11 protein-coding genes are annotated in these 16477 nt (G+C 74.4%); 7 read left to right on the top strand and 4 right to left on the bottom strand.

What is annotated here, in order from left to right:
- The coding region (locus ACFVYA_RS33970) for a type I polyketide synthase (RefSeq protein WP_387050853.1) at positions 1-2533 on the bottom strand (2533 nt) is incomplete at its 3' end.
- A 483-nt stretch (positions 2534-3016) separates the two neighbouring features.
- On the opposite strand from ACFVYA_RS33970, the gene ACFVYA_RS33975 reads away from it, so the two are divergent.
- From ACFVYA_RS33975 to ACFVYA_RS33985, 3 genes are all read left to right on the top strand, one after another.
- The gene (locus ACFVYA_RS33975; RefSeq protein ID WP_387050855.1) at positions 3017-4246 is read left to right on the top strand and encodes a pyridoxal-dependent decarboxylase, exosortase A system-associated; all 1230 of its coding nucleotides are present in this window, start codon (positions 3017-3019) and stop codon (positions 4244-4246) included.
- A 157-nt stretch (positions 4247-4403) separates the two neighbouring features.
- The gene (locus tag ACFVYA_RS33980) at positions 4404-6824 is read left to right on the top strand and encodes a BTAD domain-containing putative transcriptional regulator (RefSeq protein WP_387050857.1); all 2421 of its coding nucleotides are present in this window, start codon (positions 4404-4406) and stop codon (positions 6822-6824) included.
- Between the two features lie 218 nt (positions 6825-7042).
- Positions 7043-7987, top strand: coding sequence for a TIGR03564 family F420-dependent LLM class oxidoreductase (locus ACFVYA_RS33985; RefSeq protein ID WP_387050859.1), 945 nt, complete (start codon positions 7043-7045; stop codon positions 7985-7987).
- On the opposite strand, the gene ACFVYA_RS33990 is transcribed toward ACFVYA_RS33985, so the two are convergent.
- Together ACFVYA_RS33990 and ACFVYA_RS33995 are read right to left on the bottom strand one after the other, a co-directional pair.
- Positions 7984-9255, bottom strand: coding sequence for an LLM class flavin-dependent oxidoreductase (locus ACFVYA_RS33990; RefSeq protein WP_387050861.1), 1272 nt, complete (start codon positions 9253-9255; stop codon positions 7984-7986). The two genes, ACFVYA_RS33985 and ACFVYA_RS33990, sit on opposite strands and share 4 nt — an antisense overlap.
- Positions 9252-10244, bottom strand: a complete 993-nt coding sequence (locus tag ACFVYA_RS33995) for an LLM class flavin-dependent oxidoreductase (protein WP_387050863.1) — start codon at positions 10242-10244, stop codon at positions 9252-9254. Before ACFVYA_RS33995 ends, ACFVYA_RS33990 begins: the two co-directional genes overlap by 4 nt.
- Before the next feature lie 212 nt (positions 10245-10456).
- Between ACFVYA_RS33995 and ACFVYA_RS34000 the strand changes: the two genes are divergently transcribed.
- The 4 genes from ACFVYA_RS34000 to ACFVYA_RS34015 are packed head-to-tail and all read left to right on the top strand — an operon-like array spanning position 10457 to position 15402.
- Positions 10457-12067: an ABC transporter substrate-binding protein gene (locus ACFVYA_RS34000; RefSeq protein ID WP_387050865.1), complete on the top strand. Its 1611-nt coding sequence runs from the start codon at positions 10457-10459 to the stop codon at positions 12065-12067.
- Positions 12064-13017 (top strand): ABC transporter permease, encoded by a 954-nt coding sequence (locus ACFVYA_RS34005; protein WP_387050894.1) that lies wholly within the window; start codon positions 12064-12066, stop codon positions 13015-13017. Before ACFVYA_RS34000 ends, ACFVYA_RS34005 begins: the two co-directional genes overlap by 4 nt.
- Positions 13010-13834 carry an ABC transporter permease gene (locus tag ACFVYA_RS34010; protein WP_387050867.1) on the top strand — a complete coding sequence of 275 codons (825 nt, stop codon included), beginning with the start codon at positions 13010-13012 and terminating at the stop codon, positions 13832-13834. The genes ACFVYA_RS34005 and ACFVYA_RS34010 overlap by 8 nt, the downstream gene beginning before the upstream one ends.
- On the top strand, positions 13831-15402 hold the full coding sequence (locus ACFVYA_RS34015; RefSeq protein ID WP_387050868.1) for a dipeptide ABC transporter ATP-binding protein: 1572 nt from the start codon (positions 13831-13833) through the stop codon (positions 15400-15402). The genes ACFVYA_RS34010 and ACFVYA_RS34015 overlap by 4 nt, the downstream gene beginning before the upstream one ends.
- Positions 15403-15449: 47 nt before the next feature.
- Here ACFVYA_RS34015 and ACFVYA_RS34020 read toward each other — a convergent pair whose 3' ends face one another.
- Positions 15450-16403, bottom strand: a complete 954-nt coding sequence (locus ACFVYA_RS34020) for a zinc-binding dehydrogenase (RefSeq protein ID WP_387050869.1) — start codon at positions 16401-16403, stop codon at positions 15450-15452.
- Positions 16404-16477 lie beyond the last annotated feature (74 nt).

Consider the following 16477-nt stretch of genomic DNA (forward strand, 5'->3'; position numbering starts at 1 on the left):
CTCCCCTGTCCTGTTTGCCCTCCCCCCCCGCCCCCACCCCCCCCCCCCCGCCCCCGGGGCCAACCGCGCGCGCTCCGCGCCCCCCCGGGGGCCCCCCCCCGCCGTCGGCACGCCGGAGCGTGCCGACCACGGCCACCGGACGGTCGTGGGCTTCGGCGGTCTCCTCGATGCTGCCCAGCAGCACCGGGTGCGGGCTGCACTCGACGAACCGCGCGCCGCCGGCGGCCAGTGCCCCGGCGGTCGCCTCGGCGAACCGGACCGGGCGCCGCAGGCTTTCGAACCAGTACCCGGCGTCGAGCCCCGCGGTGTCGAACGGCTCGCCGGTGAGCGCCGAGACGAACGTGACCGGAGTGGACACCGGGCGCACCGGGGCCAGGAGCCGGAGGATCTCCTCCCGCAGCGGGTCGACCGCCGCCGAGTGCGACGCGTAGCCGACCGGCAGGATCTTCGCCCGGTAGCCGGCCTCGGTGAGGGTGGTGTGCAGCCGTGCCAGTGCGTCGGCGGGCCCGGACAGCACCACGGACCGGGTGCCGTTCACCGCGGCCACCGACACCGCGGCGGGCAGCAGCGGACGGACCGTGTCCTCGGGCGCGCCGGCCGACAGCATCCCGCCGCCGGGCGGCATCCCGGCGATCACGTGGCTGCGCAAGGCGACCACGCGGGCGCCGTCCGAGAGGGACAGCGCGCCGATCGCGGTGGCGGCGGCGATCTCGCCCTGGGAATGCCCGACCACGACCGACGGCGTGAGCCCGGCGTCGCGCCAGACCTCCGCCAGCGACACCATGACGGCCCAGAGCGCGGGCTGGACGACGTCGACGCGGCCGAGGTCGGCGGTCCCGGCGCGGAGGTCGCCGAGCAGGTCGTAGTCCACGAACTCCGCCAACGCGGCCGAGCACTCCGTCAGCCGGCGGGCGAACACGGGCGAGTCGCGCAGCAGCGCGACGGCCATCTCCGGCCACTGCGAACCCTGCCCCGGGAACACGAGGACGTCGGTGCCGTCGGCGGTCCGCCCGGTCACGACGTGCTCCGACGGCGTGCCTGCGGCCAGCGAGGCGAGGTCGTCGAACACGACCGCGCGGTGCTCGAACAGCTCCCGGGTGCGCAGCAGCGACCGGGCGACATCGCCGTGGGCGAGGTCCGGGTGATCGGCGAGGTGTTCGGCGAGCGCCCGGGCCTGTGCGGGCAGGGCGGCGGCCGAACGAGCCGAAAGGACGAGCGGGACGTCGTCGGCGGCGGCGACGTCGGCGACGGCGGTGACATTCTCGTGGTGCGGGACCGCCGGAGCTTCGGCGACGACGAGGTGGCAGTTGGTGCCGCCGACACCGAAGGAGCTGACCCCGGCGACGAGCCGGTCCTGCGGTCGCGGCCAGTCCCGGCCTTCGTGGACCACTTCGAGGTTCAGCGTCTCGAACGGGATGGCCGGGTTCGGCGTGGCGAAGTTCAGGCTCGGGGTGAGCCGGCGTTCTTTCAGGCACACCAGCACTTTCAGCAGCCCGGCGATGCCGGCGGCGCCTTCGAGGTGACCGACCACGGTCTTCACCGAACCGACGGGCAGCGGCTCGGGACGCTCGCCGGCGAACGCGGCGCCGAGGGCTTCGGCCTCGATCGGGTCGCCGACCGGCGTACCGGTGCCGTGCAGCTCGACGTACTGGACGTCGGCCGGCGTGACTCCGGCGTCGGCACAGGCCAGCCGGATCACCTCGGCCTGCGCCGCCGCCCGCGGCACCGTGAGTCCCGCGCCGCCGCCGTCGTTGTTCACGGCCCCGCCCAGCAGGACCGCGTGGACACGGTCGCCGTCCGCGAGCGCGGTGCTCAGCGGCTTGAGGACCACGAGGCCGCCGCCCTCGCCGCGGACGTAGCCGTCGGCGCGGCTGTCGAAGGTGTGGCAGCGCCCCTGCGGGGACAGCGCGCCGAAGCGGTCGACGGTCTCGGTGCCCGCTTTCAGGAGGTTGAGGTTCACCCCGCCGGCGAGCGCGACGGCCGCCGTGCCGCGGCGCAGCTGCTCGGCGGCCAGGTGCACCGCCACCAGCGACGACGACTGGCCCGAGTCGACGGTCAGGCTGGGGCCGCGCAGCCCGAGCAGGTAGGAGACCCGGTTCGCGATGAGACTGCGGTGGGTGCCGGTGAGCGTGTGCGGCCCGGTGCCGAGGCGGTCGTGCAGCAGCGCGTAGTCGCCGTTGATCGCGCCGACCACGACGGCGGTGCCGCTGCCGCGCAGCGTGCCGGCGGCGATCCGGGCGTCCTCGCAGGCCTCCCACGCCAGCTCCAGCACCAGCCGCTGCTGCGGGTCCATCGCCGCGGCTTCGCGCGGGGAGATGCCGAAGAAGGGCGCGTCGAATCCGTCCACATCGGACACGAAGCCGGCTCGGCCGGTGCCGTCGCCGTCCGGCCACCGGCCCGGCGGGACCGCGCCGACGGCCTCGCAGCCTTCGGCCAGCAGCCGGCGCAGCCGCGCCGGGCCGGCGGCGCCGGGCAGCCGGCAGGACATGCCGACCACCGCGATCGGCTCACCGGGAGCAGGCAGGGAAGACATAGTTCACCCATCGTCGGAAGGGGTCGCGGAAATTCGGGGAATGCCCGTGGTGCTGACCGAATCGTGCCGGTTTCCGGGAATTCCCCGTCGGCCGGTGGATTCCGATCGTGCGTGCTGCGGACCCCGTTCGTCAAGGGCTGTTCCCGGCACCGCCGGTGGCAGGCAGGCGACGGCAGGAAGCTGTCACCGGAGCGGCCACCCGCCTGGAGCAGCGGGGGTGGGTGACTGCGCCGAACGGTGTGGTCAATTGCTTCTACCTGCGGAAATGTGGCTCCGGACCGGTGTGGGTGGTGCCACCGGAGTGACCGCACGGACACAGCAGGTACACCTGGGTGCCGCGTTCCCCACTCGAGCGCCGAATCTGGGTGAGGACTACCCATGCCCGGGTGGGTGGGTAGTTGCTTCAGTGGTCCCGTACCGCCACGGAACTGTCCGGGGCGTCATTCCGGTATTCATTTCCCGTGCTCGAAGAAAAGGAAAGCGATGGCGAACACGACGGAAGCCGCGGCGGCGCCGTTCGGCCGCGCCGGCGGTGTGCTCACCGTGGGCGGCGTGCCCGTGGACCGGCTCGCGGCGCGGGTCGGCACCACCCCCTTCTTCGCCTACGACCGCTCGCTCGTCACCACCCGCGTCGAGCGGGTGCGGGCCGCGCTGCCCGACGACGTCGAACTGAGCTACGCGGTCAAGGCCAACCCGATGCCCGCGCTGCTGCACCACCTCAGCGGCCTCGTCGACGGACTCGACGTCGCCTCCGCCGGCGAACTGCGGCAGGCGCTCGACACGACCGTCCCGCCGGAACGGATCAGCTTCGCCGGGCCCGGCAAGACGGCGGCCGAGCTGGCCCGCGCGGTCGCCGCCGGCGTCACGGTCGAGCTGGAATCCACCACCGAGCTGGCCCGCGTGCGGGAGGCAGGCGACCGCCTCGGCCTCACCCCGCGCGTGGCGCTGCGGGTGAACCCGGACTTCGCCGTGCGCGGGTCCGGCATGCGCCTGGGCGGCGGCCCGCAGCAGTTCGGCATCGACGCCGAGCGCGTCCCCGCCGTGCTGGCCGAGGTCGGCGCCGCGGGACTCGACTTCCAGGGCTTCCACGTCTTCGCCGGCTCCCAGAACCTGCGCGCGGAAAGCCTCTGCGAAGCCCAGCGCGCGACGGTCGACCTGGTGCTGCAGCTGGCCGAGGCGGCGCCCGGCCCGGTGCGGTCGGTCAACCTGGGCGGCGGCTTCGGCATTCCCTACACCGCCCGCGACACCGCGCTGGACCTCGACGAAGTCGGCGAAAACCTGGCGAAGCTGCTGGCCGTTTCGCTTCGGCCCGCGCTGCCCGAGGCCCGCGTGGTGCTCGAGCTCGGCCGCTACCTGGTGGGGGAGGCCGGGGTGTACCTCACCCGCGTGGTCGACCGGAAGGTCTCGCGCGGGACGACGTTCCTCGTCGTCGACGGCGGCCTGCACCACCAGCTGGCCGCGTCCGGCAACTTCGGCCAGGCCATCCGCCGCAACTACCCGCTCGCCCTCGCGTCCGCGCCCGGCGGTCCGGAAGAGACGGTGACGGTGGTCGGCTGCCTGTGCACCCCGCTCGACCTCCTCGGCGACCGGGTTTCCCTGCCCGGTGCGGCGATCGGCGACCTGATCGCGATCTTCCAGGCCGGCGCCTACGGCCTGACCGCCAGTCCCACCGCCTTCCTCGGGCACCCGGCGCCGCCCGAAGTCCTCGTCTGACCCCGGAGGGAACACCGTGCAGACCACCGTGCCGACACCCGGAGCCGCCGTGCTCCGCGAAGCCGCTGTGCCAACCGGGGCTTCGCCCCGGGCCGGGGGCTCCGCCACCCGGAGCCCCCGAAAAGAAGCCGATCCGTTTTCCCGCACCAGTTTCCGCGTGCTCGGCCTGCTGCAGGTCCGCGGCCGCGAGCCGGTCGTCGTGACCGCCCGCGGCCAGCAGGTGGTGCTCGCGCTGCTGCTGCTCAACGGCAACCGCGTGGTGCCGCTGGAGGTGCTGCTCGACGCGCTGTGGGGCGCCGGGCCGCCCGCGACGGCCCGGGCGCAGGTCCAGACCTGCGTGTCGGCCCTGCGTCGCGCGCTGGCGAAAGCCGGGCTGGGCGAACGGATCTCCGCGCGGGGCAGCGGCTACTGCCTCGACCTCGCGCCCGGTGAGCTGGACCTGCACGAGTTCGAGACGCTGGTGGCCCGCGGACGGGCCGCGCGGCGGCCGGAGGAGGCGCGCGCCGCGTTCCGCGAGGCGCTGGCGCTGTGGCGCGGGGAACCGCTGACCGGCATCGACAGCGAGGTCGTGCGCGCCCACCAGGTCCGCATCGCACAGCGGCGCGTGGAAGTCCTGGAGGACTGCCTGGACGCCGAGCTCGAGCTGGGTCTGCACCGGGAGGTCGTCGGCGAGATCGCGGTGCTGACCGAGGAATACCCGCTGCGCGAGCGGTTCGTGCTGCAGCTGATGACCGCGCTGCACCGGTGCGGGCGCCGGGTCGAGGCGCTCGCCGCCTACCGGGCCGTGCGCCGCCGCTTCGTCGACGAACTGGGCCTGGAGCCCGGCGCCGCGCTGCGCGAGCTGCACCAGGACATCCTCGCCGGTTCGAGCGAGGCGCCCGCGAGCGGCCGCGCGGTGCCGCGGATGCTGCCCGCGCGCCTGCCCTACTTCACCGGGCACGAGCGCCTGCTGGCGGGGCTGCGGCGTGGCCTGACCGACGACGGGCCCGGCGCCGCGGTGGTCACGGTCCTCACCGGACGCGGCGGGGCGGGCAAGTCCGCCGTGGCGGCGGAGGCCGCGCACCGCGCCGCGCCGGCGTTCCCCGACGGCGTGCTCTACGCGCGGCTCGCCGAGGAGGACGCCGCCGAGGTGCTGGCGCGGTTCCTGCACGCACTCGGCGTGCCTCCGGCGGAGATCCCCGACGAGCTGGACGGCCGCGCCGCGCTGTACCGCAGCGTGCTCGCCGGGCGCCGGGTCCTGACCGTGCTGGAGGACGCGGCGAGCCTGGCGCGCGTCACGCCGTTCGTCGCGGACGCCCGGGGCTGCCGGCTGCTCGTCACCACCCACGCCCGCGTGCCGTCCCTGCCCGGCGTGGCGGTGGCCGAGCTCGACGTGCTGGACGGCGCGGAGGGCGTCGAGCTGCTGTCCGCGCTGGTCGGCGAGGACCGCGTGACGGCGGAGCTGTCGGACGCGGTGGAGCTGGTCGAGCTGTGCGGCGGCCTGCCACTGGCCGTGACGGCGGCCGCCACGCACGTCGCGGCCCGGCCGGGGCGCACGCTGGCCCAGGCGGTGGCCCGGCTGCGGGCCGAGGGCGACCGGATCGGCCGGCTCGGCGCGGGCGTCCGCGCCGCCGTCGGGCGCGGCCTGGCGGACCTGCCCGCCCCGGCCCGGGAGCTGTTCGGGCGGCTGGCGCTGCTGCCCGCAGGCAGCTGGGCGGGGTGGGCCGCGACGGCGCTGGCCGACGTCGGCCCGGCCGAAGCGGCCGACGCGCTGGAGGCGCTGGTCGACGCGCGTCTCGTCGACGTCGCCGGCACCCGCTACCGGCTGCCGTCGCTGACCCGCTTGCTCGCGCTGGAACTGCTGGCAGCGCAACCACTTCCGGCGCGGGCGGCGGCGGCCCGGCGGCTCTTCGGCGCGTGGCTGCACCTGACCGACGAAGTGCGGGGTGCCGCGGCCGGCGGGGTGCCGCGGACGCCCGTTCCGGCCGAGGTCGGTGACCCGGGCACCTGGTACGACCGCGAGTCCGCCGGTCTGCTGGCCGCGGTGCGCCAAGCCGCCGACGCCGGGGAACCGGGGTATTGCGCGGAACTCGCACTGGCGGTGGCCGACCTGGCGGGCGGGCGCGGCCGGTACGCGGACTGGCGCGAAAGCGGCGAAACGGCGTTGCGCGCGGTGGTGCCGACGGGCGATCGCCGGACCGAGGCGGCGCTCGAGCGTTCACTCGGAGAGCTGGCGGTCCGCGAAAGCCGCTTCGCCGACGCGGCGGGCCGGATCACTCGCGCCCTCACCGCCGGCGAGCAGGCGGGCGGGATGAGCTGGGAGGAGCTGGTTCGCGAGGTCCTCGCCGGGGTCGACCGGGCCCGCGCCACGGTGGTGGCCGAGCCGGTGCCACTGGCGTCGTGGTCCGGGGGGCCGGGGGCGGCCAACCGCACGGCGTCACCGCGAACAGCGTTGGGGCGCAACCAGTTCGAGCTGGCGGCCGACCGCGCCCAGCCGGACGGGACCCCCCGGTCGGCGGCCCGCGCGGGCCACCGCCGCCTGCCGCGCCCCCGCCCGATCTCGTGGCGGCGCGAGTCGGAGTACCCCGAGGAAGCATGACCGGGCCGGTTTCCGGAACTCGCGTGATCGAACCCGTAACTCGCGTGATTGAAGCCGGAACTCGCGTGATTGAAGCCGTACCGGCTCTGGTCACGTGAATCACGGGCTGGATCACGCGAGATCCGGCTCTGATCACGCGAGTTCCGGCTTCGAGACCGACGTGGCCGTGCCGCCCGGCCTGAAGAAAGCTCGATCCGTCACCAATCCGGAGGAACACCATGACCATCGGTGCCGCCCTGCCCGCCGGCGATCTGTCCGGGGCTGCCAACAGCGTCGAAGCGCTGCTCGCCCAGACCCGTGAGGCCGCGGAGGCCGGCCTGCGCTCGGTCTGGTTCTCCCAGCTCTTCGACCACGACGCCCTCACCCTCGCCGCCCTCGCCGGGCGCGAGGTGCCCGAGGTCGCCGTCGGGACCGCCGTCGTTCCGCTCTATCCGCGGCACCCGCTCCACCTCGCCGCGCAGGCGCAGACCGCGCAGGCCGCCACCGGCGGGCGGTTCACCCTCGGGCTGGGCCTCGGCGTGCAAAGCCTGCTGGAACCCGCGTTCGGCTTCGAATACCCGCCGCCCATCACGTCGCTGCGCGAATCCCTCACCGTCCTGCGCGACGTCTTCGACGGCCGCCGCCCGGTGTTCGACGGGGAGACCCTCACCGCCTGCCCGCCCCTGCCCACGGCCGTGCCCGGCGGTGGCGGTGTCCCGATCGTCGTCGCCGCGATGGGCCGGCAGGTGCTGCGCGTGGCCGGGGAGCTCGCCGACGGCACCCTTCCGTTCCTGGCCGGCCCGCGCGCGCTCGCCGAGCACGTCGTGCCCACGCTCACCAAGGCCGCCGCCGACGCGGGGCGGCCCGAACCGCGGGTGATCGCGGCCGTCCCGGCGGTGGTGACCGACGACGCCGACACGGTCCGGCAGATCGCCGCGGTTCACCTGGGCTACTACGGTGACATCCCGTCTTACCGCCGCATCCTCGACGCCGAAGGCGCCACGCACGCGGCCGACCTCGCGCTGATCGGCGACGAGCGCACGGTCGAGGCGGGCCTGCGCCGGTATTTCGACGCGGGCGCCACGGAGATCGTCCTCATCCAGTCCGGCATGCGGTCACCGCGCGAACGGCTGCGCACCTGGCAGCTGGCGGGGTCGCTCACCGTCCGGCCGCAGCCGCGCTAAGGCAGCTCCAGGTGTTCGCGCAACGTCGTGCCGTCGTACTCCGTCCGGTAGACGCCGCGGTCCTGCAGCTCGGGCACCAGCCGGTCGACGATGTCGTCGAGCGCCGCCGGGACCAGGTGCGGGCTGATGTTGAACCCGTCCACCGCGCGAGTGCGCACGTACCGCGCCCATTCGTCGGCGACCTGCCCCGGCGTGCCCACGAAGCCGTGCTGACGCGGCTGGACTTCGAGGACCAGCTGGTGGATGGACAGGTTCTTCGCCTCCGCCAGCTCCCGCCACCGCTTGACCCGGTCGAGCTTCCCGGTCCGGTCGGCGATCGGGATCGTCCCGCGCGACGGGTCCAGTTCACCCTCGACGGGTTCGATGTCCGGTAGCGGGCCGTGGGGGTCGCAGGCCGACAGATCCGCGCCCCAGTACTGCTCCAGGAACGCCAGCGCGCGTTGCGGGGTGATCTGGCGGCGCCGGATGTCCTCCGCGCGCTCGGCCGCGTCGGCGGGGGTGTCGCCGAGGACGACGGTCGCGCCGGGCAGGATCCGGACGGCGTCGGCGGGACGGCCGTGGCGGGCCAGCCGGGCGCGCAGGTCCTCGGCGTAGGCCAGCGCCTTGTCGTAGGCGGTGTTGGCGGAAAAGACGACGTCCGCGTATTTGGCGGCCAGTTCGCGGCCGCCGGGGGAGTCGCCGGCCTGGAACAGCACCGGGCGGCCCTGCGGGCTCGGCGGCACGGTCGGGGCCGCCCGCAGGTTGACCAGGTCGGTGTGCCGGTCCACCAGACCCTCGCCGGTCCACAGTGCCAGCGCCGCTTCGACGAACTGTGAAGCCCGTTCGTAGCGGCGTTCGTGGGCGAGCCAGCCGCCGCGGCGGAAGTTGGCGCCGGTCCAGGCGTTGTCGGTGGTGACGATGTTCCAGCCCGCCCGGCCGCCGGACAGGAAGTCCAAAGAGGACAACCGGCGGGCGAGGTCGGCCGGGAAGTTGTAGGTGGTGTTCTGGGTGGCGACCAGCCCGATCCGGGTGGTCGCGGCGGCCAGCGCGCTCAGCTGGGTGATCGCGTCCGGGCGGCCGGCGACGTCGAGGGCGTGGACGCGGCCGCGGTTCTCCCGCACCCGCAGCCCTTCGCCGAGGAAGAACGCGTCGAACAGCCCGCGTTCGAGGGTCCGGGCCACCGACACGTACGTCTCGATCGCGGTGTGGTCGGCGTTCGACGGGTCGTCCCACAGGAACTGCGGGCCGACGCCGGTGTAGAACACGCCCAGGTGCAGCCGCGCGGTCATGCCGCACCCCCGGCCGCGAACCGGCTCACCGGGCGGGCGAGCCCGAGCGACCCGCGCAGGGTGGCGCCCGGCGCGGGCGGGACGAGCAGGCCTTCGGCGCGCAGGGCCGGCAGGACCTCGCCGGCCAGTACCGGCAGGTCGGTCGCCGGCTCGCCCGGGTGCAGCCGGACGCCGTCGACGCTGGTGGCCAGCCAGCCCAGCAGCTCGGTCAGGCCGGGCGCGGATCCGGTGTAGCGCAGCCGGTCCCGCCGCGGACCCCGCCCGGCCGGGGCGCGCTGGGCGTCGAGGACCACTTCGACCTCGGCGAAAACCAGGGCAGCTCCGGTGTCGCGAGCGCGCCGGGCGCGGCCGCGGACGTCGTCGAGCCCGGCACCACCCACGAGCGCGATGTCCGGACGGACGGCCTCGGCCAGTGCGTCGGACGCGAGCACCACCGGCCGGCCCTGCGGCGGCCGCGGGGTGATCAACGGCCCCATGACCGAGAACCGCGTCCCGGTGAAGCCGACGTGGTGAACCTTGTCCGGGTCGAGGTAGCGGCCGGTGGCGACGTCCTTGATCACGGCGTCGTCGTCCCACGAATCCCACAGCCGGCGCACGACTTCGACGACCTCGGCGGCTTCGTGGTGCACCGCGTCCGGGGTGAGCCGGGAGCCGCCGACGGTCGCCAGTGCCTCGGCCGAGCCGTCGGCGCCGACGACCCAGGCCGCGCGCCCGTGCGAAGCGTGGTCGAGACTGGCCAGCTGCGCGGCGAGGTGGAACGGCTCGGCCGTGGTGACGTTCGCGGCCGGGGCCAGCCCGAGCCGGTCGGTCAGCGTGGCGACGTAGGCCGCCCGGCTGGTGGCGTCCAGTCGCGGGCCGCCGAGCGGCGAGTCGTCGAAGGTGGCGAAGGTGAACCCGGCCCGTTCGGCGGTCGTGACGGTGCCCGCCAGCGCGCCGGGGGACAGCGCGCCGTCCAGCTCCACGGCGACGTGCAGGCTGCGAGAAGTCATGGCTCCACAGCTATCCGGTGCGCCGCCGTGGCGCACGCACGTTCAGGATGTGGACCGGCGCCCGGCCGAGGGGACCGGAAACGCTTGCGTGTCAAGGGTGTCTCGCCGCGGTGCCAGGGACTGGGACGCAGGTCCGCCCAGTGGGACGGGTCCCGGGGCATGGCTAGCGTCGCGTTCCGAAGAAGCAACCGCTCCCCGCTGGAGGCCGTCCGGTGTCCCCTTTCCCCCGTGCCCGCTACGCCGCGGCCCTGCTCGCCCTGCCCGTGCTGCTGACCGCCTGCTCCGCGGCGGGCGGTGAACCCGCGGCCGACGCGGGCCCGCCGAAGCCCGGCGGCACGCTGCGGCTCGGCATCTCGTCCGCGCCCGACTGCATCGACCCGCAGCAGGCCGCCACGAACGCGGCCATCAACGTCGCCCGTCAGCTGGTCGACTCGCTGACCGACCAGGACCCGACGACCGGCGAGATCAAGCCTTGGCTGGCCGAGAAGTGGGAGATCAACGCCGACTCCACGGTGTTCACCTTCCACCTGCGTTCCGGCGCGACGTTCTCCGACGGCAGCCCGGTCGACGCGGCCGCCGTGAAAACGAGCTTCGACGGCATCAAGGCCCTCGGCACCAAGGCCCAGCTCGGCTACGGCTACCTGGCCGCGTACCGGACTTCGGCGGTCGTCGACCCGCAGACCGTCCGCCTCGAGTTCTCCGCGCCCAGCGCGCAGTTCCTGCAGGCCAGCTCGACGGTCTCGCTCGGCGTCCTGGCGCCGGCGGCGTACCGGAACACGCCGGAACAGCGCTGCCAGGGCGCCGGCCTGACCGGCTCCGGGCCGTTCGCGTTCGAAAGCCTGAAGCAGAACCAGGAAATCGTGCTGGCCAAGCGGAAGGGCTACGCCTGGGGCTCGGCGCTGTTCAAGCACCGGGGCGAGGCCTACCTCGACAAGATCGACTACAAGATCGTGCCCGAGCCCGGCGTCCGCACCGGCAGCCTCGCCTCCGGCCAGCTCGACGCCGCCACCGACATCCAGCCGGTCGACGAGCCGCAGTTCACCGGCAACGGCTTCACCGAGAACATCCGGCCCAACCCCGGCGTGGTCTTCAACCTGCACGCCAACACCACCCGCGGCGTCCTCACCGACGAGAAGGTGCGCCAGGCCGTGCTCAAGGGCGTCGACCGCGCCGAGGTCGTGAACACCGTGCTGACGCCCAGCTACCAGGCCGCTACGAGCATCCTCGGCTCGGCGACGCCGCTGGCCAGTGACCTCTCGCGTCAGCTCGCGCACGACCAGAAGGGCGCGGCCGCGCTGCTGGACGGCGACGGCTGGGTGCCCGGCCCGGACGGCATCCGCGTCAAGAACGGGCAGCCGCTGAGCGCGTCGGTCGTGTTCTCCCCGGTGTTCAACCAGAACCGCAGCGTGCTGGAACTGATCCAGCAGCAGCTCCGCAAGATCGGCTTCGACCTGCGGATCGAACAGCACACGACGGCCGAGACCACGCAGATCCAGCTGAGCGGCGACTACGACTTCCTCTGGTACAACGTGACCCGCGCCGATCCGGACATCCTGCGCAGCCAGTTCTCGACCAAGGCCGGCAACCGCAGCAAGCTCGCGCCGGGCAACCCCCTGGACGGTGCCCTGGACGCCCAGTCGTCCACTGTGGACCTCGCCAAGCGCAAGCCGTCCGCCGACGAGGCGCAGAAGCTGATCGTCGACCACGCCTACGCGATCCCGGTGTTCGAGCTGACCCAGGTCGTCGCGCTGAGTTCGCAGGCGCACGCCGTCGACTTCGAGGCGTCGTCACGGCTGCAGCTGTTCGACGCGTGGCTGTCGTGAGGCGCTACCTCCTCCGCCGCGTCGGGCAGGCGGTGTTCGTGCTCTGGGCGGCGTTCACGCTGTCGTTCCTGATCCTCTACCTGTTGCCGGGTGACGCCGTTTCGGCGAAGCTAGCCGGCGGGGAGGCCGGGGCGTCGATGACGCCGGGGCAGGTCGCCGCGGCCCGCGCGGAGTACGGCTTCGACTCCCCGTTGCCCGTGCAGTACCTGAGGCGGCTGGTCTCGGCCCTGCACGGCGACTTCGGCCGCAGTGTCGCGACCGGCGACGACGCGACACACATGGTCGTCACGGCGTTGCCGCCGACGCTCGCGGTGACCGGGCTGGCGCTGGTGTTCGCGGTGCTGTTCGGCGGCGGCTCGGCGTTCCTCGGCACCTTCACGCGGTTCCGCTGGCTGCGCCAGGCCCTGCTGTCCCTGCCGTCGCTGGCCATCTCGCTGCCGCCGTTCTGGGTCGGCCTGCTGCTGATCCAGTTCTTTTCGTTCCGCCTGCGGCTGCTGCCCGCCCTGGGCACGCAGGGCTTTTCCACGGTGATCCTGCCCGCCGTCACGCTGGCCCTGCCGACGGGCGCGATCATCGGGCAGGTGCTGGCGAAGAGCCTGGCGACGCAGCAGGAGGAGCCGTACGCGGAGATCGCCGCCGCCAAGGGCGCGAGCCGCTGGCGCGTCCACTTCGGACACCTGCTGCGCAACGCCGCGGTGCCGGCGCTGACCGTCGCCGGGGTGGTGGCGGGCAACCTCGTCGCCGGTTCGGTGATCACCGAGACGGTGTTCTCGCGCGACGGCGTCGGCCGGATCACCGCGGCCGCCGTCACCGCGCAGGACGTCCCGGTGGTGCAGGCGGTGATCGTGCTGGCCGCGCTGGTGTTCGTGGTGCTCAACCTCGTCGTCGACCTGCTGTACCCGCTGCTCGACCCGCGCATCGCGCGGACGCCGGAGGTGGCCCGTGGTTGACCTCGCCACCCCCGCCCGCCAGGCGGTCCGCCGCCCCGGGCTCGTGGTCGCCGTCGCCGTGCTGGCGTTCGTGCTGCTCGCGGCCTTCGTACCGGGGCTGCTGACCGGCTACGACCCGATCGGCGGCGTCCCGGCCGAGCGGCTGCACGGCCCGTCGCCGCGGCACTTGTTCGGCACCGACGAGACCGGCCGCGACGTCTACGCCCGGGTGGTCCACGGCGCGTCGCTCTCGCTGCGGGCCACCGCGATCGCCGTGCTCGTGGCGCTCGTCGCGGGCTCGGCGCTCGGCCTGCTCGCCGGCTTCCGCGGCGGCTGGGCGGACACGGTGATCATGCGGGTCGTCGACGTCTTCCTGGCAATCCCGCCGATCCTGCTGTCGCTGGCCCTGGTCACCGCGCTGGGTTTCGGCACGACGAACGTCGCCGTCGCCGTCGGCATCGCGAACCTCGCGTCCTTCGCACGGGTGATGCGCGCGGAAGTGCTGCGCGTGCGCAACGGCGTGTTCGTCGAGGCGGCGCGGGCCTCCGGGGTGCGCTGGTCGGGCGTGCTGCTGCGGCACGTCCTGCCGAACGCGGCGGGCCCGGTGCTCGCGCTGGCGACACTCACCCTCGGCACGGCCGTGCTCGAGGTGTCCGCGCTGAGCTTCCTCGGCTTCGGCGCGACCCCGCCCACCCCGGAGTGGGGCGCGCTCGTCGCGGGCGGACGCAGTTTCCTGGCCACGGCCTGGTGGATGACGACGTTCCCGGGACTGACGGTGGCGGCGGTGGTCCTCGCCGCGAACCGGCTGTCGCGGGCACTGGACGGAGGCGGACGATGACCCTGCTGCGCATCTCGGACCTGGCCGTGTCGTACCGGTCGGTCCCGGCCGTGCGTGACGTCGGGTTCGACGTCGGCGTGGGCGAAGTGGTCGCCGTCGTCGGCGAATCGGGCTCGGGCAAGTCGACGACCGCGCACGCGGCGATCGGCCTGCTCCCGCGCGGCGGCCGCGTCGACGGCGGCTCGATCACGTTCGAGGGCCGGGACCTGCTTGCGCTGTCGTCCCGGCAATGGCGCTCGGTGCGCGGCCGCGAGATCGCGCTGGTGCCGCAGGACCCGGCGGTGTCGCTGAACCCGGTGCACCGGATCGGCGACCAGGTCGCGGAGGTGCTGAAGATCCACGGTCTCGCGGATCGGCGTTCGGCGTCGGTGCAGGCGATCGAGCTGCTGGAACGGGCGGGGGTACCCGATCCGTCGGTGCGGGCGCGCCAGTACCCGCACCAGCTGTCGGGCGGGTTGCGGCAGCGCGTGCTGATCGCGGCGGCACTGGCCGGGCGGCCGAAGCTGATCATCGCGGACGAGCCGACGTCGGCGCTGGACGTCACGGTGCAGCGCCGGATCCTCGACCACCTGACTTCCTTGGCTCGGGAATCGGGCACGGCGATCCTGCTGATCACGCACGACCTCGGCGTCGCGGCCGACCGGGCGTCGCGGATCGTGGTGCTCTCGCAGGGCTCGGTCGTCGAGGAGGGGCCGTCGGTGGTCAGCGCGCCGGTGCACCCGTACACGCGGCAGCTGGTCGCGGCGGCGCCGAGCCTGTCGGACGTCCGGCGGCCGCCCGCGCCGGCCGCCGAGCCGCTGGTCTCGGTGCGGGACCTGGCCAAGACCTTCGAGGGCGGGCTTCGCGCGGTCGACGGGGTTTCCTTCGACATCCCGCGCGGGCAGACCTTGGCACTGGTGGGCGAGTCGGGCTCGGGCAAGACGACTACGGCCCGCATGGTGCTGCGGCTCGAAACACCGACGGCGGGTTCGATTGCGTTCGACGGCCAGGACATCACGGGTTTGCGGGGCGACGAGCTGCGGCGGCTGCGGCGGCGGATGCAGATCGTGTACCAGAACCCGTACGCGTCGCTGAACCCGAAGTTCTCGATCGAGGACGTGGTGGCGGAGCCGTTGCGGGCGTTCCGGCTTCCGCGCACGCGGGTCCCGGAGCTGCTCGACCAGGTCGCCCTGCCCGCGTCGGTGGCGCGGCGGAAGCCGGCGGAACTGTCGGGCGGCCAGCGCCAGCGGGTGGCGATCGCCCGGGCGCTGGCGTTGCGCCCGGACCTGGTGGTGTGCGACGAACCGGTGTCGGCGCTGGACGTCTCGGTGCAGGCGCAGATCCTGGCGTTGCTGGCGGAACTGCAGTCCTCGCTGGGGCTGTCGTACCTGTTCATTTCGCACGACCTGGCGGTGGTCCGGCAGCTGGCGGACCAGGTGGGCGTGATGCGCGAAGGGGCGTTGGTGGAGCTCGGCCCGGCGGCGCGGGTCCTGGAGGAACCGGAGTCGGAGTACACGAAGGAACTGCTGGCGGCGATTCCCGGGCGCCGCGCGTTTTCCCGGCACGTGGATGCTTTTGCCGAGCCGTGACGCCATCGCCCGCGGACGAGAAGGGCATGAACCCGGCCTGAGCCGCTTCAGGCGGGGACCAGCGCGATCCGGCCGAACACGGCACCGGCGTCGAGCTGCCGGTGGGCGTCCACGGCCCGCCCCAGCGGCAGCACGTCGTGGACGACGGCGTCCACCTCGCCGCGGCCCACGGCCGCCAGCAGCCCGGCGGCCACGGTCCGGCGGTCCTCTGTGGGCACCGTGTCGGCACTGAAGGTCGCGAACGACAGCGACTTCCGGAACGCCGCGAACATCGCCGCGGCCAGCCCGGCCGGTGGCGGGCCCCCGACCGCGCCCACCGCGACCACGCGGCCGTCGGGGTTGAGCTTGGCGAAGAACGAGGGTAGTTCCTCCCCGGCGACGATGTCGATGACGACGTCGTGGCCGGTGGATCCCTCGCCGGTGCGGTCCAGCACCCGGGTGGCGCCCAGTGCGCGCAGGCGGGCGCCGCGCTCGGCCGACGACGTCGTGACCGCGACGGTGCCCGCCCCGCCGCGGGCCGCGGGCTGGACCGCCAGCACCCCGATGCCGCCGGCCGCGCCCCGGACGAGCACCGACTCGCCGGGCGCGAAGCGGGCGTGCCGGAGGCCGAAGTGGGCCACCACGCCGGAACCCGCGACGGTCACCGCGTCGACCGGCGACACGCCCGCCGGCAGCGGGACCAGTGCCGTGGCCGGCGCGAGCGCCTGCTCGGCGTACCCGCCGCCCACGCCGGTGGGGGCCCAGACGCGGCTGCCGGCCCACGACTCGTCGACGCCGGCGCCGAGCGCGGTGACGACCCCGGCCACCTCGCTGCCGGGGACGTGACCGGCCTCGAAGCCGTAGGCCGCGAGGGCGCCGCGGCGGATGAGGGCGTCGACGCCGCCGACGCCGATCGCCTCGGTGGTGATCACCACCTCCCCGGCGGCCGGCCGGGGGTCGGGAACGTCGACGACGGCCAGGCCGCCGGGCTCGCCGAAAGTCTGCACTGCCACTGCTTTCACGGTCAGCTCCCTGGGTTCGAGGCGGCCGCGACCGTACCGGACGCACCCGTCCGTTCCGGCTAAAGTGAGACGGT

This window comes from Amycolatopsis sp. NPDC058278 (assembly GCF_042881395.1).
Classification (GTDB): domain Bacteria; phylum Actinomycetota; class Actinomycetes; order Mycobacteriales; family Pseudonocardiaceae; genus Amycolatopsis.